This window comes from Hornefia porci (assembly GCF_001940235.1).
GTDB classification, from domain to species: Bacteria; Bacillota; Clostridia; order Peptostreptococcales; family Anaerovoracaceae; genus Aminicella; species Aminicella porci.
In genome coordinates this window covers 2386966-2413746 of sequence record NZ_MJIE01000001.1, presented here as the reverse complement: position 1 = coordinate 2413746, position 26781 = coordinate 2386966, and the positions used below count along the sequence as shown (strand labels likewise).

General features: G+C 47.1%; 28 protein-coding genes and 1 pseudogene. 1 reads left to right on the top strand and 28 read right to left on the bottom strand.

Annotated features, from left to right (window positions below):
• Window positions 1-15: 15 nt before the first annotated feature.
• The 5 genes from BHK98_RS11145 to BHK98_RS11125 form a co-directional block, all read right to left on the bottom strand.
• Window positions 16-402 carry a cysteine-rich VLP domain-containing protein gene (locus tag BHK98_RS11145; RefSeq protein ID WP_000998386.1) on the bottom strand — a complete coding sequence of 129 codons (387 nt, stop codon included), beginning with the start codon at window positions 400-402 and terminating at the stop codon, window positions 16-18.
• Window positions 392-2068: a relaxase/mobilization nuclease domain-containing protein gene (locus tag BHK98_RS11140; RefSeq protein ID WP_003695449.1), complete on the bottom strand. Its 1677-nt coding sequence runs from the start codon at window positions 2066-2068 to the stop codon at window positions 392-394. The genes BHK98_RS11145 and BHK98_RS11140 overlap by 11 nt, the downstream gene beginning before the upstream one ends.
• A complete protein-coding gene (locus BHK98_RS11135; RefSeq protein WP_001126628.1) occupies window positions 2031-2429 on the bottom strand; it encodes a plasmid mobilization protein in 399 nt (132 codons plus the stop codon). The genes BHK98_RS11140 and BHK98_RS11135 overlap by 38 nt, the downstream gene beginning before the upstream one ends.
• 646 nt (window positions 2430-3075) lie before the next feature.
• Entirely contained in the window at window positions 3076-3267 is a 192-nt protein-coding gene (locus BHK98_RS13700) for a hypothetical protein (protein ID WP_000841357.1), read from the bottom strand.
• 131 nt (window positions 3268-3398) lie between these two features.
• Window positions 3399-3596, bottom strand: coding sequence for a helix-turn-helix domain-containing protein (locus BHK98_RS11125; RefSeq protein ID WP_001909500.1), 198 nt, complete (start codon window positions 3594-3596; stop codon window positions 3399-3401).
• A gap of 82 nt (window positions 3597-3678) precedes the next feature.
• Here BHK98_RS11125 and BHK98_RS14215 point away from each other — a divergent pair, with 82 nt between their 5' ends.
• Window positions 3679-4140: a hypothetical protein gene (locus BHK98_RS14215; protein WP_021659603.1), complete on the top strand. Its 462-nt coding sequence runs from the start codon at window positions 3679-3681 to the stop codon at window positions 4138-4140.
• 41 nt (window positions 4141-4181) lie between these two features.
• Here BHK98_RS14215 and BHK98_RS11115 read toward each other — a convergent pair whose 3' ends face one another.
• The 23 genes and pseudogenes from BHK98_RS11115 to BHK98_RS11000 form a co-directional block, all read right to left on the bottom strand.
• Window positions 4182-4949 carry a class I SAM-dependent methyltransferase gene (locus BHK98_RS11115; protein ID WP_000456787.1) on the bottom strand — a complete coding sequence of 256 codons (768 nt, stop codon included), beginning with the start codon at window positions 4947-4949 and terminating at the stop codon, window positions 4182-4184.
• A gap of 231 nt (window positions 4950-5180) precedes the next feature.
• Window positions 5181-5636 carry an XRE family transcriptional regulator gene (locus BHK98_RS11110; RefSeq protein WP_001071126.1) on the bottom strand — a complete coding sequence of 152 codons (456 nt, stop codon included), beginning with the start codon at window positions 5634-5636 and terminating at the stop codon, window positions 5181-5183.
• Between the two features lie 81 nt (window positions 5637-5717).
• Complete coding sequence (gene tet(W), locus BHK98_RS11105; RefSeq protein WP_000691721.1) at window positions 5718-7637, bottom strand: tetracycline resistance ribosomal protection protein Tet(W); 1920 nt, start codon at window positions 7635-7637, stop codon at window positions 5718-5720.
• A 657-nt stretch (window positions 7638-8294) separates the two neighbouring features.
• A pseudogene (locus tag BHK98_RS11100) lies at window positions 8295-8423 on the bottom strand (Maff2 family mobile element protein); the annotation flags it as partial.
• A 3-nt stretch (window positions 8424-8426) separates the two neighbouring features.
• A complete protein-coding gene (locus tag BHK98_RS11095; RefSeq protein ID WP_075714270.1) occupies window positions 8427-8738 on the bottom strand; it encodes a single-stranded DNA-binding protein in 312 nt (103 codons plus the stop codon).
• Between the two features lie 349 nt (window positions 8739-9087).
• The gene (locus BHK98_RS11085; protein WP_049476047.1) at window positions 9088-9402 is read right to left on the bottom strand and encodes a TfoX/Sxy family protein; all 315 of its coding nucleotides are present in this window, start codon (window positions 9400-9402) and stop codon (window positions 9088-9090) included.
• A gap of 64 nt (window positions 9403-9466) precedes the next feature.
• Window positions 9467-9895: a VOC family protein gene (locus tag BHK98_RS11080; protein ID WP_001033924.1), complete on the bottom strand. Its 429-nt coding sequence runs from the start codon at window positions 9893-9895 to the stop codon at window positions 9467-9469.
• A gap of 80 nt (window positions 9896-9975) precedes the next feature.
• Window positions 9976-11757, bottom strand: a complete 1782-nt coding sequence (locus tag BHK98_RS11075) for a VirD4-like conjugal transfer protein, CD1115 family (protein ID WP_075714268.1) — start codon at window positions 11755-11757, stop codon at window positions 9976-9978.
• Entirely contained in the window at window positions 11754-12239 is a 486-nt protein-coding gene (locus tag BHK98_RS11070; RefSeq protein ID WP_075714266.1) for a PcfB family protein, read from the bottom strand. The genes BHK98_RS11075 and BHK98_RS11070 overlap by 4 nt, the downstream gene beginning before the upstream one ends.
• Entirely contained in the window at window positions 12236-13087 is an 852-nt protein-coding gene (locus BHK98_RS11065) for an ATP-binding protein (protein WP_075714264.1), read from the bottom strand. Before BHK98_RS11065 ends, BHK98_RS11070 begins: the two co-directional genes overlap by 4 nt.
• Window positions 13084-13863, bottom strand: coding sequence for a replication initiator protein A (locus BHK98_RS11060; RefSeq protein ID WP_075714261.1), 780 nt, complete (start codon window positions 13861-13863; stop codon window positions 13084-13086). The genes BHK98_RS11065 and BHK98_RS11060 overlap by 4 nt, the downstream gene beginning before the upstream one ends.
• Before the next feature lie 215 nt (window positions 13864-14078).
• Window positions 14079-15686, bottom strand: coding sequence for a hypothetical protein (locus tag BHK98_RS11055; protein WP_075714259.1), 1608 nt, complete (start codon window positions 15684-15686; stop codon window positions 14079-14081).
• Window positions 15687-15814: 128 nt separating this feature from the next.
• Complete coding sequence (locus tag BHK98_RS11050) at window positions 15815-16087, bottom strand: CD1845 family protein (protein ID WP_245796920.1); 273 nt, start codon at window positions 16085-16087, stop codon at window positions 15815-15817.
• Window positions 16088-16114: 27 nt separating this feature from the next.
• Complete coding sequence (gene rlmD, locus BHK98_RS11045) at window positions 16115-17875, bottom strand: 23S rRNA (uracil(1939)-C(5))-methyltransferase RlmD (protein WP_075715168.1); 1761 nt, start codon at window positions 17873-17875, stop codon at window positions 16115-16117.
• Window positions 17876-18070: 195 nt separating this feature from the next.
• Entirely contained in the window at window positions 18071-18769 is a 699-nt protein-coding gene (locus BHK98_RS11040; protein ID WP_075714257.1) for a V-type ATP synthase subunit D, read from the bottom strand.
• Between the two features lie 3 nt (window positions 18770-18772).
• Window positions 18773-20170, bottom strand: a complete 1398-nt coding sequence (locus BHK98_RS11035) for a V-type ATP synthase subunit B (protein WP_075714255.1) — start codon at window positions 20168-20170, stop codon at window positions 18773-18775.
• Window positions 20163-21941: a V-type ATP synthase subunit A gene (locus BHK98_RS11030; RefSeq protein WP_075714253.1), complete on the bottom strand. Its 1779-nt coding sequence runs from the start codon at window positions 21939-21941 to the stop codon at window positions 20163-20165. Before BHK98_RS11030 ends, BHK98_RS11035 begins: the two co-directional genes overlap by 8 nt.
• Window positions 21941-22264, bottom strand: a complete 324-nt coding sequence (locus BHK98_RS11025; protein ID WP_075714251.1) for a V-type ATP synthase subunit F — start codon at window positions 22262-22264, stop codon at window positions 21941-21943. Before BHK98_RS11025 ends, BHK98_RS11030 begins: the two co-directional genes overlap by 1 nt.
• Window positions 22257-23264: a V-type ATPase subunit gene (locus BHK98_RS11020; protein WP_075714249.1), complete on the bottom strand. Its 1008-nt coding sequence runs from the start codon at window positions 23262-23264 to the stop codon at window positions 22257-22259. Before BHK98_RS11020 ends, BHK98_RS11025 begins: the two co-directional genes overlap by 8 nt.
• Before the next feature lie 12 nt (window positions 23265-23276).
• The gene (locus BHK98_RS11015) at window positions 23277-23861 is read right to left on the bottom strand and encodes a V-type ATP synthase subunit E (RefSeq protein ID WP_075714248.1); all 585 of its coding nucleotides are present in this window, start codon (window positions 23859-23861) and stop codon (window positions 23277-23279) included.
• A 21-nt stretch (window positions 23862-23882) separates the two neighbouring features.
• Entirely contained in the window at window positions 23883-24353 is a 471-nt protein-coding gene (locus BHK98_RS11010; protein WP_075714246.1) for a V-type ATP synthase subunit K, read from the bottom strand.
• Window positions 24350-26341, bottom strand: a complete 1992-nt coding sequence (locus tag BHK98_RS11005; protein WP_075714244.1) for a V-type ATP synthase subunit I — start codon at window positions 26339-26341, stop codon at window positions 24350-24352. The genes BHK98_RS11010 and BHK98_RS11005 overlap by 4 nt, the downstream gene beginning before the upstream one ends.
• The gene (locus BHK98_RS11000) at window positions 26328-26654 is read right to left on the bottom strand and encodes a V-type ATPase subunit subunit G family protein (protein ID WP_075714243.1); all 327 of its coding nucleotides are present in this window, start codon (window positions 26652-26654) and stop codon (window positions 26328-26330) included. Before BHK98_RS11000 ends, BHK98_RS11005 begins: the two co-directional genes overlap by 14 nt.
• Window positions 26655-26781 lie beyond the last annotated feature (127 nt).

Genomic DNA, 26781 nt, shown 5'->3' with positions numbered 1-26781 from the left:
GAAAAAAGCCTTGATTTATGCGGGTTTGAAAGGCTCTAAAGCGTGACATTTCTGCCTTTGTTTCCGCTTTCTCTCGGCGGCTTTGCGTTTCTTCATGCACCCGGCGCAGCCGGGGCAGTATTTCCCCCGGTTGGATTTGGGGACAAAGGCCGCCCCGCAGACCGCGCAGCGTTTCCGGCTCCCCCGGTACAAGAGGGCTGCGGCCAGCTCCCCGTCAAGGGGCAGGACAGCCACACGGAACCAGCGGCACATGAGGGAATAGGAAATGCTCTGGACGCACACGCAAGGCTCCCCGTCGTCTAACAGCAGGCAGTTCCCCTCGTCGTAGTTACAGCACTCATGCACAAGGCGGCGGGCTGCCTGGTGCTGGCGGTAGTCCATGCGGGACGGCTTATCGTTCATGGCTCTGCTCCTTTCTGCGGTGCGGCTCTTCCCGGCGCAAAATCTGGTCGATGTTCCGCTTGACGGTCTGCAACTCCCTGAACCGCTGCTTCTGTTCGTGATAGGTGTTGTACAGGCCGTCTTTCTCGGAGATAAGCTGCTCGATCTCGGCCTGCAACGCTTTTCGGCCGGGCAGCTTGGTAAGCCCCTGTGCCTTGAAATACCGGGCGGCGGCTTCGGCTATGATAAAATCGCTCTCGTTTGCCTGGCGGTATGCGGCGCGGGCTTTCTCGGATTTCTGCGCTTTCAGCCCCTCGCGGATGGGCTTGGTCTTGGCATAGGCAAGTACCTGTTGCCGCAACTCCCTTTTCCCTTGCAGCTTCGTTTCCAGTGCTTTCAGTTCGCCGCTGGTCTGGCGCATTTCCTGATAGGCGGTAGCAACGGCGGCTTCAAGCTGTTCCGGGGAAGAAAAGCCGTACTGTTGGTAGATGGTCAGGGTCTTGGCGGCCTGTTTCAGATTGTGTATCTTCGCCCATCGTTCATAGCCTTTGCCCTTGCCCTCGGCCATCTTCTGCTCAATGTCCACAAGCCGCTGCACACTGTCCTGTCTGGGGTCGATTTTCCCTGTCTTTTCGCCCTGTAAGCGGCCTTTCCCGGCGTGTAGGTATTCGGGTATGGCTGCGGTCTGTTCGGCGGCTCTGGCGGCTTGGTGCTGCGGGGTGTAGCGAACCGTTACGCCCCTCTGGGCGTTCTGCTCCAAAACGGCAAGGACGGCGGTGCGGTCAAAGTCGCCGCCCAGCTTCCGGGCGGTGATAGGCTTCGTCCTGTCTGGCGTGAGGTAGGACAGCCGCCCCCGGCTCTCCTTGACGGTCACACCCTCCCGCAACAGCAGAGAGGAAAACTCGTCAAAGCTGGCAGCGGTGGCAAGGGCTTTCCGTAGGGTCTGCCGCAGCTTCTCCTTGTTCGTTTCAAACTTGGTCTGCCGGGGCGTGATACCGCCTGCAATCATGGGGGCGTTCTGCTTGTCCAGTGCGGCCTGTCCCTTTTTCTGCGCCCAATATTCCCGGTCTGTGACACGGTTCTTGCTGCCGTTCAAGAGGTCGATTTGGTAAAGTCCTTCCCGGTGGCACATCTCCATGACCTCGGACTTGAAGTAGCGTAGGGCTGCGTCGGTGCAGCGGTGCTTGCACCCGGCTTTCGTGTCCGCTGGCCTGTCCATGTAGGGCAGGAACGGCACTTCCTCTATCCGCAGGCTGTTAATGACGATATGCACATGGATGTTGCCGCTGTGGTTATGCCCGTCCGGGTGGGTGCAGACAAGGGCCTGATGGCCGGGGAAATGCTCTTTACAGAATTGCTCCCCCAACGCCTGCGCCCGGTCTACGGTCAGGCCGTTGTCCGGCCCGTCCCGTGGGTCAAAGCTGATGATATAGTGGTGGCTTTTCACATCCTCCCGCCGCTGATTTTTCTCATAGCGGAGATTGGAGCGCATACACGCAACGGCAAAATCCTCGCCGCCGCAGTTCAGCGTGGACAAGCGATAATCCTCACGGGGGATAAGCCTGCCGTTTTCATCAAGGACGGGCTTCATAGTAAATTCGTCATGCTCAAAGAGCAGGTATTGTTCGGCGGCTCCGTAGTCGGCGTTCTTAGAGCCTAAATGCTTGAGTGTTGCCAACGGCGTCACCTACTTTCTTTAGGACTTCATACTTGAGGGCGGCAAGGTCGGCGGCCGCTTCCCGCAATTCCTTTGCCATAGCCGGGTAGGGGCTATGCCACTCGTTGAGGGTGCGGGCAATCTGGTTGAGATTGCCGCCAATCCTGCCGTACTCGGCTGTGAGCTTCCCGACAGCGGAGAGCAGCTCGTCATTGACTGACGACACATGGAGTACGGGGCGTATGGTAGTGCGCCGGATGGCCTGCCGGAGAAATTCGGACTGACTGATACCATAGGGCGCAAGCCGTTCTGTGAAGTCGGCGTATTCTTCATCGGTCAGCCGGGTTTTCACAACATGGCTGCGGTGGGGGGTGTTGTATCGCTTCGGCATGGGCTGTAAACCTCCTTTCACTTATCACAAAAAATGGGCTGGTCTGTTAGCTATTTTCGGGGCATTTCCTGTCTGCCGGACAGAAATATTTTTGCGGCGTAAGCCGCATAGCAGGGTTTGGGGAAGGCACTCCCCAACAAGTTTCCCGCGAGGGGCAAAACCGCAGAATTGCGGATTTTGGCACCGTGGTAGAAACTTGCTCTAAGTAAGCCGTAGATTTCCCCTTGCACTTACTACTCGTATAGCTGCCGCCTGTTTTGGCCGGATTTCTGCAAAAATCTTACGGCGTGGGGCGATTTTTACCCGCAGTTCTTTCTTTCCGCTAAAGATACATTTCAAAGGCCGCCAGCTACCCGCTTGCCGGGAATTTTCTCAAATTTTCCTTTGCCTTAGAAATACAGAAAATGCAGATTTGGCTACCGCCGCAGAAAATTTTTTGTTTCCGGCTTCACCTACCTACTACGGATGACTTTGCGATTTTGCCAAACGGATAAAGAAAAAAGCAGCAAATCTTTTTCAGACTTACTGCTTTCGCTGGCCGCCGATGGGCGGTGGATATTCAGTTTTGAAAGTTCAGGTCAGGTTGGCCCGATGATGGATAGCACAATAAATTCCTGTTTTCCCTTTAAGGCATTGTGCATTTTTTCTATTTCTCTTGATGATTATTTTTTTCATAATCAATCAATGTACCTATAACAATTCCAATCAACATTCCGATACCTGCACAAATAGAAATAGCAAAAAGATTTTGCAAAAACGCCCATGCCAACACACCTATGCAACCACCGACAATAAATCCTGTTAATAAGCCAATAGTTAAGTATTTATTACTTTTCATATTGCTATATCTCCCCTAAAAGTATATTTGTCGTTGGTTCTATTATACTATGACCTGCTTCCTTTAGGAATAGATGAATTGTAAACTGGCTGGAGTGAAACCGCTAATGACAGCCAGTGTTTGTTCTTTGTTTATCGGTCAAAGCGAAATTTGAACAGGGCGGCAATGAGCTGTTGCTTTATATGTTCCTCAACTTCGGCGTTGACTTTCCCGTGTACTTTGGAACAGTAGCGGATATATCCGGCATAGTGGGAAAGAATGGTGTCGATTGCGTCCGGGTCGCCCTCATGGGCTTTGACGATTGTTTCATAGGGGAGAAGTTTACTCATAGTCATTTCCCTCCATGAGCCGCCTTAACCGCTGCAAGGCAAGCCGGATATGCCGCCCCGCTGTGCTGCGTGTCCGGCCAATATGTACGCCGATCACTCGCTGCGGCTGGCGCAGGAAATAGTAACGAAAAATTTCTTCCTGCGTCTGCTCCGGCAAAAGGGCAAGGGCGGCGGCAAGCTCCGCATGATACAGAACGGCGGTCTGGCCGCAGGCGGTAAAAAGATATTCTTCAAGCTACTCCGGCTCGGCAAGCTGGACAAACTTTTCACTCATCAGATAATCAAGGGAAACTTCCCGTTCCCACCTCCGGCGCAGCTTCAAGATTTTATCTATGGCTGCGTGACGAATGACTACCTTGCAAAAGGCATTGAATGTGTACTGGATATGCACCTTGTAGGCTTCATCTTCGGTCATGGAAATTCCCCCTCTCTGAATAATAGTGCGGGGCGGCAGTACTCCTTGCTGTCGCCCCTTGATTGCCTACCAGCAAAGACGGGCGGGGCTGTCAACGACGGCGCGAAGCGGCGTTCATTTTATCGTTGACTGGCTCGGCTGGGTTTGCTATTTACCCGACAAACTTGAATTTATTTTAAGCTATCACGTTTTACCTTCTTAAGCCTTACTATCATTACCATAGGAATTTCTTTGTTGGTTTTGAAACATTCTTCATAAAATCCATCAATGACAAATCCAGCTCTAAAACAAAGGTTAAAAATATCTTGTATGGAACGATGATAATAAATCTGCTCTTTCGGTTGCCCTTCAATCGCTATATCATAGTAACTGTGCGGTGTCATATATTTTTCAGTCAACGTGACAAAACAAGGGTGTTGCGTTGCAAAGACAAAAATTCCGCTTTCCTGCAACAGTTCATAAACAGCCATAAGAAGTGGTTCAATGTCCGTAATATCCATAATTGCCATATTAGAAACTGCTTTCGTAAAGGCTCGATTTCTTTTTAATTCTAATATACTTTTTCTATCGGTCGCATCCGCCACACAAAATTCAATTTGTTTTGCATATTGTGATTGCCGTCTTTTAGCCAATTCTATCATTTTTTTGCTGTAATCAAAAGCGACAACCGAAGCACCTCTTTGTGCAAGATACGAAGAATAATTTCCATTGCCACACGCAATATCCAAAATGTAATCCGCAGGATTAGGAGATAGAAGTTCCGTTACTTTGGGGCGCACTACCTCTCTGTGAAATTCATTAGATTCGTCACCCATTGCATTATCCCAAAATTGTGCGTTCTCCTCCCAGATTTTTTTACTTTCCTCTGTTCCCATGTTCTCTCCCACTCCCAAAATTTGCTTTTTTGCTTCCATTAAATCTTCCTTACTATATTCCATTGTTACCCTCCATAACTTCTGATTGTTGTCGTCTTGACTATTATGTATCTTTTCTTTCCAAAATGGTATAGGCTTTTATTTTTGTAATGCTGCAAAACTTTTCTTCTGTAAGGTATTCAAAGGATATTTCCCTTTGCCGCCGCTTGCATTAAGCCGCCGCTATTGGAAAGCCAAAAGCAGCGGCTTTTTTTACTCGGTATTACCGAAAAGTATAGAAAGCAGGATATGTCATCATTTGTCATTTCTTCTCAATGTAATAACTGCATGGCATATCAAGCCAAATACAAGAGAAAAACAGCCACCGCCAAATAGTGATGCTCCCCACCCTGCACCTGACATTGTCATAAAACCGCCAACAAAGAAAATACCAATGCCAAGAAATATACCAACACCATAAAAAAGTCCAATTGCCATATCGTACTTATTAAATTGTCGTTTCTCCTTTTTTTCATATGTTTCCATCTTTGTTATTACCTCCTTCGCAAAATCGTCCATGTTGACTCCAAAAAGAAAGCAAATTTTTTTCAACATATTTAAATCGGGTTCATTAACATCTCTCTCCCAATTCGATAGTGCCTGCCGGGTAACATTCAATTCCCCGGCTAGTTCTTCCTGTGTCATTCCCAATTGTGTTCGCAGATGACGTATTTGCTTTCCTGTTGTAATATTCGTCTGTTCCTGGTTCAAAATAGTTTCTCCTCTCTGATACTGATTTTATCAATGATATTTCGCAATAGCCAGCAATGAACGCTTGCATTGCGCAAGACGTTACATTATCTTCTGAAACATATAGCGCACCTTGTCCAGGCGGCTGTTTGGACGGCGGGGCTGGATGACTGGCTTGCCGACAGCGGCCTGATACCCTTTCAGTTCTGTAAGGCATACGCTCTGCCCGTTGGTGTAAAAGGCCAGATCAGTACGGTATGCCTGTATACAGCGGGCGGGAATCTCGCCAGTAAAGACAACTTCATCCTTTTTTACCTGGACCGTTTCGATGGTGGCACAGTATTTCGGTGCATCATGATAAGCCCTGGAAAGATATTCCCGGGGCGCATAGAGGGTGAAGGAGAGATAAGGTTCCAGCAGTTGCGTCCCTGATTCCTTCAATGCCTGTTCCAATACAATCGGGGCCAATGAGCGGAAGTCCGCCGGCGTGCTGACCGGACTGTAATAAAGCCCGTATTCAAAGCAAATCTTACAGTCCGTTACGTTCCAGCCGAACAAGCCCTGCTCCAGCCCGTAACGGATACCATCCCTGACAGCGTTTTGAAAACTCTGGTTCAAGTATCCCAGCGAAACCCGGCTCTCGTATTGTACACCGGAGCCAAGCGGGAGTGGTGTAACAGACAGTCCGATGGATGCCCAAAACGGGTTGGGCGGCACCTCGATATGGATGGTGTGGCTGGCTGCTTTGAGCGGCCGCTCCATATAAATGACGGTGGGTTCCTTTACCACTGTTTCAAGCTTGTATTTTTCCGACAGCAAAGCGGAAACAACCTCCAACTGCACCCGGCCCAAAAAAGAAAGAATGATCTCATGGGTGATGGAATCCACCTCGCAGCGCAAAAGCGGGTCAGTATCCGCAAGTTGCGTAAGAGCGTCCAGCAGCCGTTCTCTTTGCGCTGCCGTTTTCGGCGCAATCGACGTCCGCAGCATGGGGAGGGGGTCCTCACGCCACCTTTTACGAGGGAGCCGGGTTGGGTCCCCTAATACATCGTTTAACCTCACGCTGTCGCTGGGAAGGATAACAATTTCACCCGGATAAGCGGTGTCTGTCCGAACAATTTCCCCTTTGGATGGAATACGCATCTCTGTGATTTTCAGCTTTTCTCTCCCGGCCAGGGCCACCGTATCCCGCAGGCGCAGCGTTCCGCTGTATAGCCGTAGATAGACACGCCGCTGGCCGCAATCTGTATACTCCACCTTGAAAACGCTGCCGCATAGGGCGGCGCTCCCCTGTTCCCCAATCGGTTGGAACAGCCCTGTCACCGCATCCATCAACGGTTGAATGCCAAGGCCCTTTTTGGCGCTGCCATAATAGACCGGGAACAGGGAGGCGTCTTGAACCCGCCGCTGTTCCTCCCGCACAAGTTTTTCCCGGCTGATTGGTTCTCCTGCGATATACTTTTCCAATAATTTATCGTTATTTTCGATGACCGCATCCCATGCTTCTATGTCGGTATTTTCCTCCAGGACTATTTCCGGGGACAGCGACACCGTCTGCTTGATGATAATATCGGCGGAGAGCTTATCCCGAACAGACTGAACCACGCTCTGCAAATCAACGCCAGCCTGGTCGATCTTGTTGATAAAGATAACGGTGGGAATGTTCATTTTCCGCAGGGCATGGAACAGAATACGGGTCTGGGCCTGCACGCCATCTTTAGCGGAGATCACCAAGATGGCCCCATCTAAAACAGCCAAAGAGCGGTACACCTCCGCCAAAAAATCCATGTGGCCGGGCGTATCCACAATGTTGACTTTACATCTGTGCCACTGGAAGGAAGTGACTGCCGCTTGAATGGTAATCCCACGCTGCCGCTCCAAAAACATGGTGTCCGTCCTCGTTGTCCCTTTTTCGACGCTCCCCGGTTCTGAAATGGCTCCGCTGGCATATAGCAGGCTCTCCGTCAAGGTCGTCTTTCCAGCGTCTACATGGGCAAGAATTCCAATATTGATTATTTTCATGTGATTGTCCTCCCTTTACTGCCCCGAAGGGCATAAAAATCCCCAGCAGTAAAATACTTTTACCACTGGGGATGATAATTTGCGGACATACACATATACAGCATACACCTGTTTGTGAGTGCTGTTTTTGGGGATATGTCAAAATTGATAAGGCAAAAGTATTCTTAAATTGGGTACAAAAAACTAAGCCCCTACAAAAGGGACTATCATAATCCTTTGTTCCCACTATTTGATTATAGTTTTATTTAAGAATACCTTGCCGCATATTTTTTACTCCTTTTCTGGAATTGAATTATTATATCACATCAGTTTTAGGAAAACAAGTATCTAAAAGAAATTTTTCTTCCCCTTATATGTAACAATCATACCGGCTTCCTAACGTTCAGAATGGTTTCTACTGTCTGCTGCGGTGTTTGGTTGGAATTGTCCAGCCAAAAGCCGATCCGTGGTGTTGTCTGCATTTTACTAAATACAAATTCAATGTATACAGAAAGAAATATATAAGGAGTGGGAGGGATTCCGCCGTAGTCGGCATTGTAGGAAAATCCAAAAGTTTAGATTTTCTCAAAATGCTTATCTTTTGGTCTTTGGTTCGGAATAGTGTAGTGCTGGCGGTCTATCTATTGTTTTCGGTTGCTTGCTTCTTTACCGTACATGAGCATTAGCACCGGGATTGTCATTACCATATCCTTCCATCAGGTTGATAACGCCCCATGCTCCAAGTCCTGCACCTACTGCCATAACCAAAATCTTTAATACATTAACTGCCTGTGTAAAAAATGCCATAAGTTATTCCTCCTCGTTTTCTTCTTTCTTTTCAATCTTGTTATATGACTTCACTACAAAGTTTTTGTAAGTCTTTCCCTCTTTTTCACGCTTCTTAAAGTAGCCGAAGATATGAATCAAATCGTCTTTCTCAAAGGCTTTTGCTATTTCTGTCTTTTCTCCATAAGCTGCACAGTTGATATACTCCTTACCCTTACCGTACTTTTTTACAAGCGTAAAATTTGCAACTTCTACCGTTTCTCCGTCTTTTTCAAAGTTTGAGAAAGTAGGTTCCGCCAATAAGTTGGCGTTGATGTTAATCATTTCTTGTTTCATCTTTTTAAATTTCTCCTTTTCATTTCAATAAAAAAAGCGACCAGAAGTATTACTTTTCCAATCGCTGATACTCTTACTATTTAGTTTTTTCTTAGTGGGACTTCTGATCCTTATCATCTTATCTCCTTTATTGTCTTTAACATATTTAAGGGAATTAGCATTTTGTCGTGTATATATTAGTGAAAGGTACTTGAAATACTAGTTCGCTAATTAGCGAGTTTCCCCTATTTATTGATCGCAATATAAATTGAAAATAGGCATGAAAAAAGACGATAGATTTTTTTCTTTTCTATCGTCTTACGCATTTAGTATTCAATTTTTCAGTTCAACAAACTGAAGCTTGTTTGTCTCATTTAGCTTTCTTGGGTTTCTTTTCTGGCAGTTCCGCATACATACCTTTCAGTAGTTCAGTAATCAAATCCATATCCTCAAATCTGTCGAATGCATACATCAATGTCTTTGAACCCTCATACGGATAACGCAATTCTGAGTCTACAAGAAGTTTGTCCGATGTCGGCGTTCTCTTTAAAAATAGTTCATTATCGCAAATGTCACCTATTAGCTTACCGTTAAAATATATAAGGTATCCGCCCATCATGGATCTTATGACAATATCACCTGCTGCGGAAAAAATCTCACGAACAAATTCATTAAATTCATTCACCATGATTACCTCCTTCCAAATCAAATATTCCTTACTTTATGGCATACTCTTTCCCTATTTATCCTCAAAATTTCAGCAATCCATTTTCATCAAATTGAAAATTCGGTCCCCATGAAACTTCCCAATAGTATCCATCTAAATCCGAAAAATATGCGTGATATCCACCCCAAAAAACTTCCTGTGGCTCTTTTACAATTTTTCCACCTGCTTTTCTTACTAATGCAATTACAGTCTCTACATCTTCTTTATGTTCAACATTGTAGGCTAATGTAATTCCTGAAAATCCATTCCCTTTTGGTGGATTATTTTCATCAATATCTTTTGCTAATTGTTCCAAAGGAAATAGTTCAAACTTTGTTCCCGGAGTATCAAAAAAGCATACTGACGGATTATTTTCTCTGCAATCAGTCTTATATCCTAAACCATCTCTATAAAACTTTATTGACCTTTCCATATCTTTCACACCTAAACAAATACAAGTAATCTTGTTCATCGTTACCTCCTATGAATTCAAATTTATCTAGCTCTATTATATCAAATATACCCTCGACCATATAATTATAACAGTAAATCTTACAATCTTGTAATTACCGTATTTCTATTAAGCTTAACCTTGCCTTTTCTCTTTATATATTCTTCAATATCAAACACATTCTTCTTGTCATAATCTTCTAAGAACTTATAGTTCTTATGCTTTGTGATGTCGAATTTATCTGAAAGAAAAGGTCTTACACCTCTAAGCTGAAAAATACATTTACCACCGTCCATTACAGTAATCTCATCTTGGCTCATCAGTTCCTTACCTGTCTTTTGATAATTAAGTCCGAAAGACTTTTGATTTGACCTTGTTTCCGATGTGTTATATAAATCTATCGTTTCTTTTCCCAGTGTTTCAGACAATTCTTTTAGTGTAGTTTTCTCCTTGCCACCAAGGAACAAGGTACTATCACAGTTACCTACGATTGTATCGGCATTATCCTTATAGATTGCCTTTAACTGAGATTGTGCTTGAAGTATGATACTTGCTGATATTTCTCTGGAACGGATTGTTGCTATAAGTTTCTCAAACTTTGGAATTAAGCCGATGTTTGCAAATTCATCAAGCAAGCATCTCACATGGACAGGTAATCGTCCGCCATATACATCATCTGCCTTATCACATAAGAGATTAAAAAGTTGTGAGTACATAATGGATACTACAAAGTTAAAGGTATCATCAGTATCAGAGATAATAACAAAGAGTGCCGTTTTTCTATCTCCGAGTGTATCAAGCTCAAGTTCATCTTCACTCATCAAGTCCCTAAGTTCCCTAATATCAAATGGAGCAAGCCTTGCACCACAAGAGATAAGAATAGATTTTGCCGTTTTTCCCGCAGCCAATTTATATTTTTTGTATTGCTTTACTGCAAAGTGTGTAGGTTCTTTCTTTTCAAGTGCTTCAAAGAGCCTATCTATCGGATTCATATAGGTTTCGTCATCTTCTCTGACTTCGGAAGCGTCTATCATATCAAGGAGCGTTGCAAAGTTCTTTTCTTCTCTTGGAGCTTCATAGAAGATGTATCCTATAAGGGCTGTGTAGTAGAGTTTTTCGGCTTTCACCCAAAAATCCTCACCTGCTTTTTCTCCCTCTCCTTTCGTATTTGCAATGATTGTCTGTACCAATTTCAGAATATCTTTCTCAGAACGAATATAGGCAAAAGGATTGTATTTCATACTCTTTTTGAAGTTAATGGTATTTAAGATTTTAATCTCATATCCATTGTCTTCAAGCATCTTGCCACATTCAAGGACTATCGTTCCTTTTGGATCAGTTACGCAATAGCTACTGTGCATCTGCATAAGGTTAGGTTTGACATAAAATCTTGTCTTACCACTTCCTGATCCACCGATTACAAGTACATTTTTGTTACGAGCATACTTTGGATTAGCCGGTCTACCATTCATAGTTAGGCGTTCTGTCTGGGTAAGCAAGATATTGTTTTGAAACTTTTCATCCATGTATGGCTCAATATCTTTCTTATTTCCCCATCTTGCTGAGCCATACTCTTTCCCCTGTCTAAACTTTTTAGCATTTTTACCTTTGGTATAGACAATAAATTTAATTAAAGCAGCCACTCCTATGCCCATTAAAATATCCACCGGATGAATACTTGGAAGAAAACTCATCGTGTTGATCTCCAATATCCCTTGAAAGACTTTATCTATGACATCACCACCGGTATAGCTTCTCACATGATGGGCAAAGATGTTTCCTAAATAGAAAAATGCAAGATAGGGAATGTTTTGCTTTAGAAACTTTGCCTTATCCTGCACCTTAAATAAGCCTTTGATGTCTTTTAATATTTTATCTATCATAGGCTCTGCTCCTTTTGTTTATTCTTGACTTTATCTTTGGAAACAGAGTTCTTAGCCATTTCCTTAAACTTCTCAATATTCTTGTGAATAGATTCTTTCCTTTCCGTTTTCTTTTCAGACTGTGCTAATGCGTGCTTAAAGGCTTTATCCATCACTTTCATATCTTTGGCTTGAAAAAATACTGAATATTTACCTGTTTCCTTATCCTTCATCACTGAAAACTTAACACCATACCGATTAAGTTCTTTTTTCAGTTCCTTAAGCTCCGCTTCTTCAACCGGAATTTCTTCAAGCTGTCCCTTTTTTACCATATCTTTTAGCTTTACTTCATTTCCGTTAGCATTAACCAGCTTTTCAAGTCCTCCAAATTTTTCTGCTTCTTTCATCAATTTCTTTAATAAGTTCAGAATTAGCTTTCCTGTTACTTTAGCAGCTTTAACTTCCATATTCAGCGTTTTTCTTGCTATTTCTTCATTGATCAAGTTCTCTCACCTCCATTCAGCAGTCTGTCCTTATTACGATTCAGTTTGCCCTTTTGAATAATCTTTCTAAAATCCTCTCCTACAACCATAACAGGAATACACATCTCTATAATCCTTGAGTAGATTCTTTGATACTCCACGCTGTCTTTACAGTTTTGGATTGTGTCGTAGGAAAGATTGGTCGTAAAGATAGTCGGTTTCTGTTTTAAGTATCTATTGTTGACAATATTATATACCTGCTCTTTGGCATAGCTTGTATCTCTTTCTATTCCCAAGTCATCCAAGATAAGAACAGAAGTATTTACAAGAGATTCAATATATGCGTTCTTATCAAAATCAAATCCTCCCTTTTGCAGCTCATTGATAATCTGTGCAAAATTTCTTATTTTAACACCTATTCGATACTGTTCAATAAGGCTATTTGCAATGGAGCAGGCAAGATAGGTCTTTCCACTTCCTACCGAGCCATAAAAGAGAAGCCCGATATTTTCCTTTTTCATCTCCTCATAGTCTTTGACAAAGTTTTTAGCAATGATAAGGCTTTGATTTTCTTCTCCCTGATAATTTTCAAAGGTGTATGACCACTGAATAATCGAGTTAAAGCAACTACTCTTTAATCGTTCAATTTCCATCTGCTTTTGTCTTTCTTTTTCTCTTGCCTCCCTATCTCTATCGCATTTGCAAGAAATCTTAAATATCATCTTGTTATCAAAGAACGCCATCACTTTTCCGTCTTTTCTTTCATGGCAGACTTTACAAAAGGCGTGTCCGTCTTTGATATATTCTTTTTCAGGATCGTAAGAATACTCTACATCCTCTATCATTACTTTTTCTAATTCTTTCATCATAGGTGTTCTCCTTTATCATATTCTTCCCATGTAGGGATATTTGATATTTTCACTTCTTTGCTTCTTCCCTGATCTTTATAGAACCAAGAAAGGATTGTCGCTTTATGGTCTTTATAAGTCTTTCCGGTGCTTTTGATATATGCCGATAGTCTTTCAATGTAATTCTCAAGCTGTGAGTTCATTATGATTTGTAAATCGGATATATCTTCAGCAGCTAAAAACACATTTTGAAATGTTCCAAGCCCGTTTTCACTAAAACTATATTCTCTCTTACTATACTTACTCTTATTATTCTCTATATAGTTACAGTCAAGATTTTTAACTTCCTGAAGTTCATTTTCTTTACTTCTGAGGTCAATATCTTTTACTTCTGAAGTAAAATTTTTTAACTTCTGTAAGTCATTTTCTTTTACCTGAAATACGCTCATAAAATCTTTGACATAAATGATATTCGGTTTGCCAAGTCCAAGTCTTACCCGTTCAATCAATCCGATTCCTTTTTTACTATCTAACTCATCTAATGTTTTTATGGCAGTCGGCTTTGAGATATTTCTTCTTTTCATAATTTCTTCAACTGTGAAATATATAAATACCCTGCCTTCCTTGTCTATCCAGTTATTCTTAAAAGACATTCCTGTCCGTTTAAGAAGCATTGAATAGAGGATAATTGCTTCTGCTGATAATCCCCGAAATTCTTCTCCATCAACCAATATCTCCGGTACTTTTAAGAAATTAAATCTTTCCGCTTCTCTATTATAGAAATAGTCAAAGTCCATCGCTTCACCTCCCTTCCTTAAAAATTTGCGAAAAAAAGACGATAGTTTTTTCTCTATCGCCTTTGGTAACCATTTTTATGAAATTTTTTATTTTACAAAACTGGGATTTATATGAATGATGTGAATACCGTTACCATCCCTAGTTTAAAGCATAATATAAAGTATTTATATACGAAGAATTCTTGCCATACTTGTTCTTTACATCATGCTTCTAATTAATCTAAAAACGTAGTTTTCATATATTTCAGGAAATCATTTGATTTTCGAAGAACCTCCTCGAATACATCTATTTTACTTTTTTCTGATAAGCCAAATGCATTTGAAATCTTACTATATTCCTTACCTTTTCTGTGTCCAGATCCAGTAGATCTTAACTTCTGTAAATCCCTTAAAAACTTAATATGATTTTCATATCCAACAGCCTCGTTTGATTGTAGCCATTTTTCAAGTTTACTTATTCCTTTAATATCAGTTTGAGCATCTCCATGAATGATTAATTGCTTTTCGTTAAGTGAGTCAATCAAAACTTTAACTAATGCCAAAACTAATTGATCGAATTCTGGCTGACTTTCCCCAAACGGGATTCTAATTTGAGTTAGATTATATTGATCTTCCGCAGATAATGGCAGATATAAATCCCAGCCATATTTTTCGTTCCATTGCTTTATTAAAGAACCATACAGATCTTGAAATTTATGATCTTCCATATTTGACGCCGTAAATATATTACAGAAATCTCTTTGGAAAGAGACCCTGCTTACTCCTTCTTCACCTACTATATTGTAACTTTTCCAGTATACACGCTCACTTTCAGGTAAATCTCTTCCTAAATCGCCCAAATAAACTGCTATGCAATTTTTATGATGATTATCTATTTCAATACCCCATAATGATTGACAACTCAAATATCCATCTCTAATCTCATATAACTCAGGTTTATTTACATATTTTTGTAACACATCACGCTTAAAAAATACTGGTGTTAAATACATAGGAGCATCTGGATTAGCCCCAAAATAATTATTCAGCTTATCCGGATTGCACGTGTTAAAAATCTCTTTTCCAAACTCGTCAACACCAATTATAAAGTCCTCGTAGCTTTCTTCTTTTTCATATGGCCAGTAACCACATTCCTCAATTGGCGCTGGCATAAGAATTTTTTTACCCATTAAGACACTATACACATATGTTGGAAAACTCATATCACCGCCCCATAATCCATAAAACAGACCACTGTCTTTAAATTCATAATTAAACTCATCTATCCCAAAATCGGATATTTTTCCATCGAACTTAGTTCTAATATCAAAAAAAAGTAGAATTGCCATCTGTTTTGCTGCTGAATAATTACGTAAAAACTTCATTTTAATTTGAATCGTCGTATCATCAATGTATTTAACCGCTTCTTCACTCTCTCCATTTTCATACATAGCCCAATATGATTTACTAATTTTGTTATATCGAAGATTGTTTAATAAGATAAACTCCTGTGATAACTCAATATAATCTTTCTCAACACCATAAAAATCACGATAATATAAAATAGACTCAAAACCATCTTTTAGCAAATTCGCTTTATACTCATATGCGTATCCATTTCCTTCAAATCCGGGATTTCCTTGCTCGTTAGCAGAAACATCCCACCCAACATCATTATACACATCATCTATATGATTTAGCGAAACTAACCCACACCAAAATCCTGCATCTGCACCATTCATATCTTTGTGCCCGGATACCTGTATCCATTGTTCTTTTCCTAAATTTCTCTTTATATATTCCACATTCTTGGTCTGCAAAATTATTTCTTTTACTCCATCCATCAAAATAACTCCTAACATAATTTGATTTTTAGGTAGTATAAACAACGTTGTAAGACGTTAATAACCAAACCCATTATTTAGATTTTACTATGTTCTCTATATCTACCATCGCTCTTCTATATTCTTATTTAGATTGATTTTATCGCTTCATTGATACCTTGTAAAAAAGCTATAACTGCTGCTCCAACCATCGGTATTCCGTATGGGCTTAACAAGAATCCTACTATCAATGCTTCTATGCCTATTGAAAAATCCTTTTGAAACAATGATACGACCCCAACAACGACACACATAAGCATAAGCAAATACAGTATTGTTGTTCCTATGGCAAGTAAAAATGTCAGAAATGCAGTGAGGATACTTAATATCAAGCTAATTGGAAATAAGATTATTTTTAATATTCATCTCATAAATACCCTCCATTTCTACTAAATCATTTTAAAATGCCTTAAAGCATTCATGATAGCTTCCTCTTTTTCCGGTGTGCATTGTGGAATAATCTGTTTCTCTTTTTTAGATTTATTGTAATGCTCCCTTAATTCAATGCCACATTTCTTTTTAATCTGTGCAATATAGAGTGTCGAAACCTTTAAATCAAATTTTTCTAAAATATACTCCTTAATTTGTACATAAGTAGCTTTACTTTCAGCACTTGTCAAATCAAGTTCATCCAGCTCAATTTTAACACTTATATGCTTATCGACATCAAGTTTGGATAATAATGCTACCGTCTCGACGTGGCCGGTCCAGCAGAAAAGATCTGCCGGGGTCGCTTCCATAAACCGGTAGCCCTTCCCGCTCAGGTATTTCACATCCCGGGCCAGTGTTGCCGGATCACAGGATATATAGACGATCCGAGAGGGCTCTGCCGCGGCCGCGGCGTCCAGAAGGCGTTCGTCGCAGCCGGCGCGGGGAGGATCCAGGATCACAACATCGGTCTTTGTGACACGAAGGTCCTCATCGACCGGGGCCGAAGCTGGGGAATCAGCCGTATCGACGCAGGCGTCCATCAGTCTGGGAAGCTCATATTCTGCCTTTCCACATACATATCGTGCATTTACGATTCCATTGATTACTGCATTGCGGTTAGCGTCCAGAACGGCACTTTTCTGTGATTCAATACCGATGACCTTTGTGCCCGCGAAAGCTTCCCTGTCGCGGCTCCGCAGCTCGTTCAAAAGCCACAGGCCGATGGTTCCGGCTCCGCAGTACAGATCTAGAATCGTCTCACCGCCGGTCAGAGCTGCATACTCTGCCGCCTTATTATAAAGCTTCACCATCTGCGCAGGATTTACCTGGTAGAATGACAGCGGAGAAATTTCATACCGCATACCGCCGAGCTCTTCATTAATAGTCGGACGGCCCGCAAGCACCTCGGTTCTGTCACCGAAAATTTCACCGGGCTTCCCTTTGTTTATGTTCAGAATCACGCTCTCCAGGCTGAAGGGCTCTTCAACGGCCTCGTCCAGCATCGCCACAAGCTTGGCGGCGTGGGGAATTCCCTTGCCGTTGATCACCAAAATCACCATGACCTCGCCGGTGCCGAACGCCGTGCGGACGACCATATGCCGCATAAGACCCTTTTCCCAGCGGGGATCGTAGCCGGTAATGTGATCCTGCCGCATGAATTCCCGCAGTGCTTCCGCCGCCGCGACAGCCGGTTCCGTCTGCAGGGCACAGTCGGGGCAGTCCGTCACCTCACGGCTTTTCCCACGGTAAAAGCCAACCGCCGGTTCTCCAAGGTTCTCAACAATCCCGCCTTTCCGTGTGATAATCCCGCCGGTTGAGACCGCCATCGACGCTTTGTTCCGGTAGCGCCAGGGGTTCTCCGCCTCCAAAGCCGGCCGGATCAGCGGTTCCTTCAGCCCTGCGATGCGGGTCAGCGCGTCTCTTACGTGCCGCTCCTTCAGCTTCAGCTGCGCATCATAGGTGAGTCTGCCCATGGGGCATCCTCCGCAGCGGGAGTCTTGGGGACAAAAGCCTTCCGTCCTGTCTTCCGACGGCTCGTCGATGCTGAGCAGCCGGGCAAGGGCATAACGTTTCTTCACCCGGAAGATCTCCGCCTGCACCGTATCACCCGGAAGCGCTCCTTTTACAAAGACGGTCAGGCCGTCTTCACTGCGCCCGATTCCGCTTCCGTCCGTTGTCATATCGTTTATCTGCAATCTGATTTTCTGTCCTTTATCCATGATTTTATTATAGCATGAAAAAACCACCCGTCCAACAGGTGGTTTTCCTCATTTCGTATCTCAGTGTATGTGCGGCTTTGCCCCGGCGTCGCGGCTTGTATAGGGCTTCGCGCCAGCATCACCGCTCGTGAACCTGCCCCGGCGTCTCGGTACGCAGGTCGCGGTTCCGCGGCTGAAGAGCTCCGCTGCCGGCCGCTACTGCCGGGATTCCACCATCCGCTCGATGGCGGCTTCGTCCTTCGCCTTTTTCTCGGCGATGGCCTCCTCCAGCATCATATCCTTGACCTTCATCAGTCTCGTCTGGTTGCCTCGTTCGTTTTCGTCCAGCTTCATCTGGATATATTTAATCGTGACCTGGAGTCGGGGAATCATGACGTATTCCAGCGCATTCACGCGCCGGCGCGTCTTTTCCAGCTCAGCCGCAAGCAGAGCCGTCTCCTTCTCCTTGGCCGCGAGCTCCAGAAGTATCGGAAAGATGTCCGACAGCTCGGAAATCGCGTTGTCCAGTTCTCCCGAGGTCCTGGCGAATCCGTAAGGAAAGATGTCGGCAGGATCCTCCGCCGTGGTTCTGAAATCGAAGACCGGCACATCCACACTCATGATGTTTCTGCTGCTGACCTGAAGCTCAACGCCCTGTTTCGGGAACATCAGGGATTCCTCCATAACCTCCTGACTCATGATGGAGCTCGCTACCGTGAAGTTTTTGTAAACCTCCCCGAGGCGCTTCTCCACATCCTCCCGGAGACGTCCGTTTTCCCGGGCCAGATCCAGAAATTCCTTCATCAGCTCGTCCCGCTTGTCCTTCAGAAGCTTGTGACCGCGGACGGCCGTCTTCAGACGCTTTTTCAACGAAGTCAGCATCATCCTTGTAGGATTGACATTCATTCGTTCCATCGCTTACTCCTTCGTTTCCGTTCCCTCGTTCTCCTTCAGGTATTTCTCGATTAATTCATCCTTGATCCGCTTCAGCTCTCCCTTCGGCAGAAGCCTCAGCAGCTCCCATCCGAGATTCAGCGTGTCCTCAATGCTGCGGTCTGTATCGTATCCCTGGGACACATAGCGCTTCTCGAATTCCTCACTGAACTTCGCGTACATCAGGTCGACGTCCGTCAGAGCCGCTTCGCCCAGAATGGACATCAGTTCAAGACTCTCCTTGCCCTTTGAATAAGCCGCAAACAGCTGGTTCATGGTATCCGCATGATCCTCACGGGTTTTTCCGACGCCGATTCCCTTGTCCTTCAGACGGGACAGCGACGGCAGAACGTCGATAGGCGGCTTGATTCCCTTCCGGTCCAGTTCGCGTGACAGGATGATCTGCCCCTCTGTAATATATCCGGTCAGATCCGGAATCGGATGGGTGATATCATCCTCCGGCATCGTCAGAATCGGGATCATTGTAATGGAGCCGGGATAACCCTTTTTCCTTCCGGCTCTCTCGTACATCGTCGCGAGGTCGGTATACAGATAGCCCGGGTAGCCGCGTCTGCCCGGAACCTCCTTGCGGGCGGCGGACACCTCACGGAGCGCCTCAGCGTAATTGGTGATATCCGTCAGGATGACCAGCACATGCATGTTCAGGTCGAAAGCCAGATATTCAGCTGCGGTCAGCGCCATACGCGGCGTGGCGATACGCTCTACAGCCGGGTCATTGGCCAGATTCATGAACATGACTGTTCTGTCGATGGCCCCGGTTCTGCGGAAGTCGGAGGCGAAAAAGTCCGCTTCCTCATAAGTGATTCCGATCGCCGCGAAGACAACCGCGAAGTTTCCGGCGTCGTCACCGAGAACCTTGGCCTGACGGGCAATCTGCGCAGCCAGATCCGCATGGGGAAGTCCGCTTCCGGAGAAAATCGGAAGCTTCTGCCCCCGGACCAGTGTGTTCAGACCATCGATGGCGGATACGCCGGTCTGAATGAATTCCGCAGGGTAATCTCTGGCCGCCGGGTTCATCGGGAGTCCGTTGATATCCATCTGCTTCTCAGCGATAATCTCCGGCCCGCCGTCCTTGGGCCGTCCCATTCCGTCGAATACACGCCCCAGCATCTCCGGTGAAACGGATAACTGTGTTCCGTGTCCCAGGAACTTTACGGCGCTCTCCTTCAGGTTGATTCCCGCAGAGCTTTCGAACAGCTGAACTGTAGCATCCCCGCCGTTGATTTCCAGCACCTTGCAGAGCCGGGTTTCTCCGCTGGGCAGAATGATCTCTCCCAGCTCGTCATAGGTGACGCCTTCCACGTCCTGTACCATCATCAGAGGTCCGGCAACTTCAGATATCGTTCTGTATTCCTTAATCATCGTCTTCCGCCCCCTTATTTACTATATCAGTGATTTCCTTCTTCATCTCGGTCAAGATCTCCTCGTAGGACGAATCGATGTCCTTCTCCTCAATATACTTGAATCTGCCGATAGTCTCTCTGACCGGGACAGCGGCCAGCTGGTTAAATGGCGCTCCCTTGGAAACGGCGTCCACCGACTGATCATAATATCCCAGAATCAGCTTCAGCAGCTTATACTGCTTGTTCATCGAGGAATATGTGTCCACATCGTGGAACGCGTTCTGGTGGAGGTAGTCCTCACGAATGGACTTACAGGCCTCCAGCTTGACACGGTCCTCAAAGGACAGAGCGTCCACTCCGACCAGCTGCACGATTTCGTTCAGTTCCGCTTCCTCCTGCAGCAGGCGGATAGCCTGGTTCCGAAGAGCCGGGAAGTCCTTTGCCACATTTTCCTCAAACCACGGCGTCAGCCGGTCCACATAAAGCGAATAGCTGGACAGCCAGTTGATCGCCGGGAAATGTCTGGCGTGAGCCAGCCCCGCATCCAGAGACCAGAACACCTTGACGATACGCAGCGTTGCCTGGGAAACAGGCTCCGAGATATCGCCGCCCGGAGGAGATACCGCTCCGATCGCGGAAAGTGCTCCGACCCGTCCGTCGCTGCCGAGAGCGGCCACGCGTCCCGCTCTTTCATAGAACTGCGCCAGACGGGACGCCAGATAAGCGGGATATCCCTCTTCACCCGGCATTTCCTCAAGACGTCCGGACATCTCTCGCAGAGCCTCCGCCCAGCGGGATGTGGAATCCGCCATCAGCGCCACCGAATATCCCATATCGCGGAAATATTCCGCGATGGTAATTCCCGTGTAGATAGACGCCTCTCGGGCGGCCACCGGCATATCGGACGTATTCGCGATCAGCACGGTTCTCTTCATCAGCGATTCGCCGCTCCTCGGATCCTTCAACTCAGGGAATTCCATCAGTACGTCGGTCATCTCGTTTCCGCGCTCACCGCAGCCGATGTAGACGACGATATCGGCGTCCGCCCATTTCGCCAGCTGGTGCTGCACCACGGTCTTTCCGGATCCGAACGGTCCGGGGACTGCTGCAACGCCGCCCTTGGCGATGGGGAACAGCGTGTCAATGACCCGCTGCCCTGTTACCAGCGGCATGTCCGGCACCATCTTCTCTTTGTACGGTCTGCCCCGGCGCACCGGCCATTTCTGCATCAGGCTCAGCTCTTCGATGCTCCCATCGTCTTTTCTGATTCTGCAGACTGTCTCATCAACAGTAAAGGCTCCGCCTTCGACGGACTCCACCGTGCCGCTGACTCCCCATGGAACCATGATCTTCTGTTCCACGATAACGGTTTCCTTAACGGTTCCGATGATGTCCCCCGCTTCGACGCGGTCGCCGGCCTTCGCGACAGGCACAAAGTCCCATTTCTTTTCCCGGTTCAGCGCAGGAACCTGGATGCCTCTCTGGATGTTCGCGCCCTGCTGCTCGAACATGACCTCCAGCGGACGCTGGATGCCGTCGTAAATACTCTCGATCAGTCCGGGCCCCAGCTCGACGGAAAGCTGTGCTCCCGTTGAAACCACCGGTGCTCCCGGTCCGATACCCGCTGTCTCTTCATATACCTGAATGGAGGCCATGTCGCCTCTCATCTCAATGATCTCTCCGATCAGTCCAAGGTCGCCTACGCGGACCACGTCGTACATATCCGCATCTTCCATACCAGACGCTACTACCAGTGGCCCCGATACTTTAACGATTGTTCCCTGACTCATTATCTATCACCTCCGAATAGTATGTCTGCGCCGACTGCGCGCTCCACCGATTTGCGGACGTTGTTCAGTCCCGTGCCGGACGGGCCGTCCTTATTGGGGATCGGTATGATGGCAGGCAGCCTTGAATCCTTGTATTTATCAATTTCCTTTTCCAACTGTACGGCAAGGCCTTCTGTGATGTAAATGATGGCGTACTCTCCTTCCGCCCATTTCCGCAGAACCGCTTTCGCTTCCTCTGCCTTTTCGGCCGGAAACACGTCCAGACCGACTGCTTTGAATCCAAGCACAGAATCCCTGTCGCCGATGACTCCGATTTTATACATACGGTTCCCTCAATCTTTCACCTGTCTCCTCCGGCGACGCCCCGACCAGGATCCCCGTCAGGACGATCCTCAGATTGTCGATCTCGACTTCCTTTGCCAGCCAGTAGCCGGCGATGGGAACAATGCCGAAGGAAAGATATTTGGCTTTCTTGTTGTATTCCATCAGCGCGTCTTCCAGCATCTTCTCGAACAAAGTGAAGTCCCCTTCTTCTTTGATCATCCGGCCGCCCTCGGCCATCATGTCCTTCAGGCCGTAGGGGATCAGCTTATCCGCCACCTGGGAATAGGGCTCCTCCCAGCTCTGAATGTAGAACTGTTCCTGAATATTGCCGCCGTCCAGATAAACCGTCTGGAAGAAGGACCACGCCTTGCCGATTTCTCTGAGCCGAACAAACGCCTTGAGATTCAGCAGGTCTATCTGCAGCTTCACAATGCCGATCAGAAATTCCTCTTCGCTCTCTTCCGCCGCCTGCAGCATATCCCTGTAGCAGGCTTTGTCCATAATGATATCGATCATCTGGGGGTCATGTCCCCTGCTGTAAAGGTCCATCGCCTCTTCAATGGCGTGCTTCATGTTGACGGGCATGAACATATAGTTCCGGTCCCGGATCATCGCCATCATTTTGTTCCACTCGATATCGCCCGTCGACATCAGAAACGTGTCGTCCGGCGTGATTCCGAGAAGCTCCGATTTCAGGCAGACCTTCACATTATGGTAATCGTAGGGGTACAGGTACAGCGCAAGCTCCTTGCGCTCCGGCAATGTATTGTAGATCATATCGAACAGCTTGTTCTGTTCTCTTCTGATAAACGCTTCCACATCGCCTTCCTTGACCTCCGGCGATTCCCCGTAGCCAAATTCCTGAAGGAGGGCCTCTGCCGCGTCAAAATCCGTACAGTTCGCCAGTCTCATGAGATCCTGACGCTTCATCAGATTCCGGACGTAGCAGCCAATGAACGCATCGGCAAAGATATAATCATTTTCTTTTCTTTTTGCCATGTTCCTCCGCTCCTATTCGCCAAACAGCACCTTTGCAACTTCCGCTGTCAGCTCGCCCTTCACCTCGTCCACCAGGGATTCGATGCTGCCGCTGACGTATACCTGTCCGTTTTTCAGGAGCACGCCGCCCCGGATCGACTCCGTTTCGTCCGACACGGAAAACGCGCCTCCCTCTGTTTCACGGTTCAGTTTCTCTGCAAGCAGCGGCCCGATCTCTGCGGCGTCCTTCTCATTGAAGACGAGCTCGCCGCCGGCGCTCCCGGTGCTCTTCACGATGCCGGCCAGAAACTCCACGTACTTTTCTTTGTCCATGGAAGCGAGCTGTCCGATGGCTCCGTCGAAGCATCCCGCGATCATCTCCTGCTTCCTTGCCAGAATCAGCTTGCGTCCGTCTATGGCCGCCACCGCCTCCCGGCGGTTCACCGTCCTGACTTTGTCCGCAGCGCCCCGTTCCCGCGCTTCGGAAACGACGGCCTCCGCCTTCTCCCTGGCCTCCGCGATGATTGCATCACTGCCGGAATCGGCTTCGCTGAGAATGGAGCCCGCAACGGTTTCCGCTTCACTCATGATCTTTGATGTAATCTTCTCTATGCCCATTTTGTCACTTCCTGTCAATCACTAAATTCCAAGGTTGAACAGCATCAGGATGGATACCAGCAATCCGAAAATCGCATAGGTTTCCACCATCGCGGCATAAATGATTCCCTTCGCCATCTGATCAGGTCTCTTGCCCAGCAGCATGATGCCCGCCGCGGCGGCTTTGCCCTGTGCGATACCGGACCAGATTCCGATCAGCCCTACAGGAAGCGCGGACGCGAATACAAAGAGTCCCTGAGACAGCGAAAGATCCTGCATTCCACCGCCCAGAAGTCCGATGCGGATGAAAATCAGGAAGGCCATCAGCAGACCGTAGATTCCCTGTGTGCCCGGAAGCGCCTGCAGAATCAGCGTCTTACCGAATTTTTTCGGATCCTCCGCCAGTACTCCTGCCGCAGCCTGTCCTGCGATACCAACACCCATCGCGCTCCCGATACCTGCCAGCGCTGCCACTGCGGCACCAATCAATGCCCATACGTTACCTGTAATCATTTCATACCTCCGTCTGTATCATTTACTAATCTGACATATTTTGTATTTTTACGGAACGGGTCGAAGGGTTCTCCGCCGTCCTCATAGAATTTTCCAAAGAACTCAATGTACTGCAGTCTGCTGGCGTGTACAAAGGATCCCAGAGCGTTGATCGCCATATTGAACACGTGTCCGATGACTCCGACGATAATCATGGCGATGCAGCCCTTGAAGCCGGTTCCCAGCATGGAGCCCAGCAGGTTGACCACATTGGCGATTACGCCGGTGGCAAGTCCCAGTGCCAGAAGTCTGGCGTAGGACAGGATATCGGAAATATAGCTGGTGATGCCGTACAGCGCGCCCAGACCTCCGATCACCTTGCCGACGCCCTTCTTCTCCCGGCCGCCGGTCAGCAGAACGATCACACAGCCTGCGATGAACACCCATTTCCCCGGAGTGACGAGCGCCGCGGAAATCGATCCTCCGGCCAGCCAGAAACCGGCTCCGGCGATGATCATATACCAGGCGAACACGTCGCAGAACGCGTCGAACAGGTGACCTCTCCGTATCATCATGTACGCGTTGATTCCCATACCGATGAACAGATGCACCACGCCGAACAGCAGCGAGAAAATCAGCAGCTTCGTCGGATCCTCGATAGGATTGAACCAGATCGGATCCAGCGGGACCTTATGACCGAACACCGTCTGCGTGAAGGTCGGCAGGAAATCTCCGAACCATCCTCCGAACAGCGCTCCCCAGAATACGGTTGCAATGCCGCAGTATAAGAACATCCTGATCATCCTGAGGGTCATTCCCTCCAGATCATATTTGTGCAGCACCACCGCGCAGAAGATGGTCATGACCAGGCCGTAGCCCGCATCTGACAGCATCAGTCCGAAGAACAGCGCGTAAAAAATCGCAAAGATATCCGTCGGATCGAACCCTCTGTAATCCGGCAGAGAATACATTTCCGTAATCGCGGAGAAGGGCGTTCCGAACCTGGTGTTGTGGATCAGAACCGGAACCTCCTCGTTCTCTTCCGGATCGCGGTATTCGTAGCAGCATCCCTTCTCTTCCAGGACCCGCTCCACGGATTTCCTGCATTCGGCGGGAACCCATCCCTCCAGATTGAAGGTCCGCTTTGTCTTCAGCAGCCGGGATTTCACCTTCTCATGATCGCGCTGCATGACCAGCCGGTCCTGCAGGCACTGCATACCGAACCGCATATCGTCGTGGGCGGTGATCTCCGCTTCAATCTCGGCGACCTGTCCTCTGGTCTCGGCAACCTCCCGGGTGATCCGCTCTGTGTTTTCCGTCACCGTACCCCGGAATTCCCGGAACGGCACCGGTGAATATCCCCATTGCTTGAGCCGCGCAATGATAGCGTCCTGGTCCTCCTTCAGCGATATGATTACCAGGTAGATCATATCCTTGTCCCTGTTGATTTCGTGCAGGGACACGTATTCGCTGTCTTCCCCGATCGCCTTCCGGAGTCCGTCGATATCGACGGTAGACGGCACAACGCCCAGATCGATTCTGGTGCACTGCGTCTCGCTGATCTCCAGCGGCAGATCGTAGTTGACCCACGGCGTTAATGAGGCGAGCTCTGAATTCCTCTTGTTGATGATTTCCCTGCAGGAATGGAGCCTCTCGTTCAGTCCCATGATATAGTCGACATTCTGCGAGATCCGGTCCTTGTCCTTCATGATCCTTTCGAACTCCGACTTCTTCATGGCTTTTCTTGTAAAGAACAGAGGTGACCTGGCGGTACTGTACTTCTCAAGAAGCTCGATCGCTGTATCGACCCGGTTGATCTCCGCGTCCAGTGCGGCGACCTCATCTTCATTTCCGTCCCGGACACCCAGACCGACCCAGTCTTCCTCCGCCAGCCGTGCCGACTGATCCGTTATCTCCACCATTCCCAGATCCATCAGTCTGGAAATCAGCTCTTCCTTCACCGTGTCAAGGCCAATGACAGCCACTTTTTCCATTTTAGCGATTGACACTGGTGCTCACAATCCTTTCTACTATCAGACCGATAGCTTTTTCTTCATTCTTCTTCGCCGCTTCGACCAGCCGTGTACTGTCCGTTTCTGCCTGCTTCATGGCGGCGGCGTACTTCTGGTCCGATTCCTCCTGTCCTTCCTTCATAAAGGCGTCGTAGATATCCTTCGCTTTAGTCTGCGCCTCCTCTGCGATCCTTCCGGCTTCCGCTTCTGCGTCTTCGATTCGTTTCCGAGCCTCCGTGCGCGCGTCCCGCTGCACCTGATCCGCCCGGTCTTCACACTCTTTTATCTTCGAGAGTTCCTCGACGAACACGCTGCTCACCTCCCTTTCATAAAATTCTTTAACACGTCTTCCTTTAACAAAATAAAATGCGCACAATTCTTAATCTATAGTATACTTTATTTCCCGCCAGGAATCAACGATAGTTATTAGTTTGTCA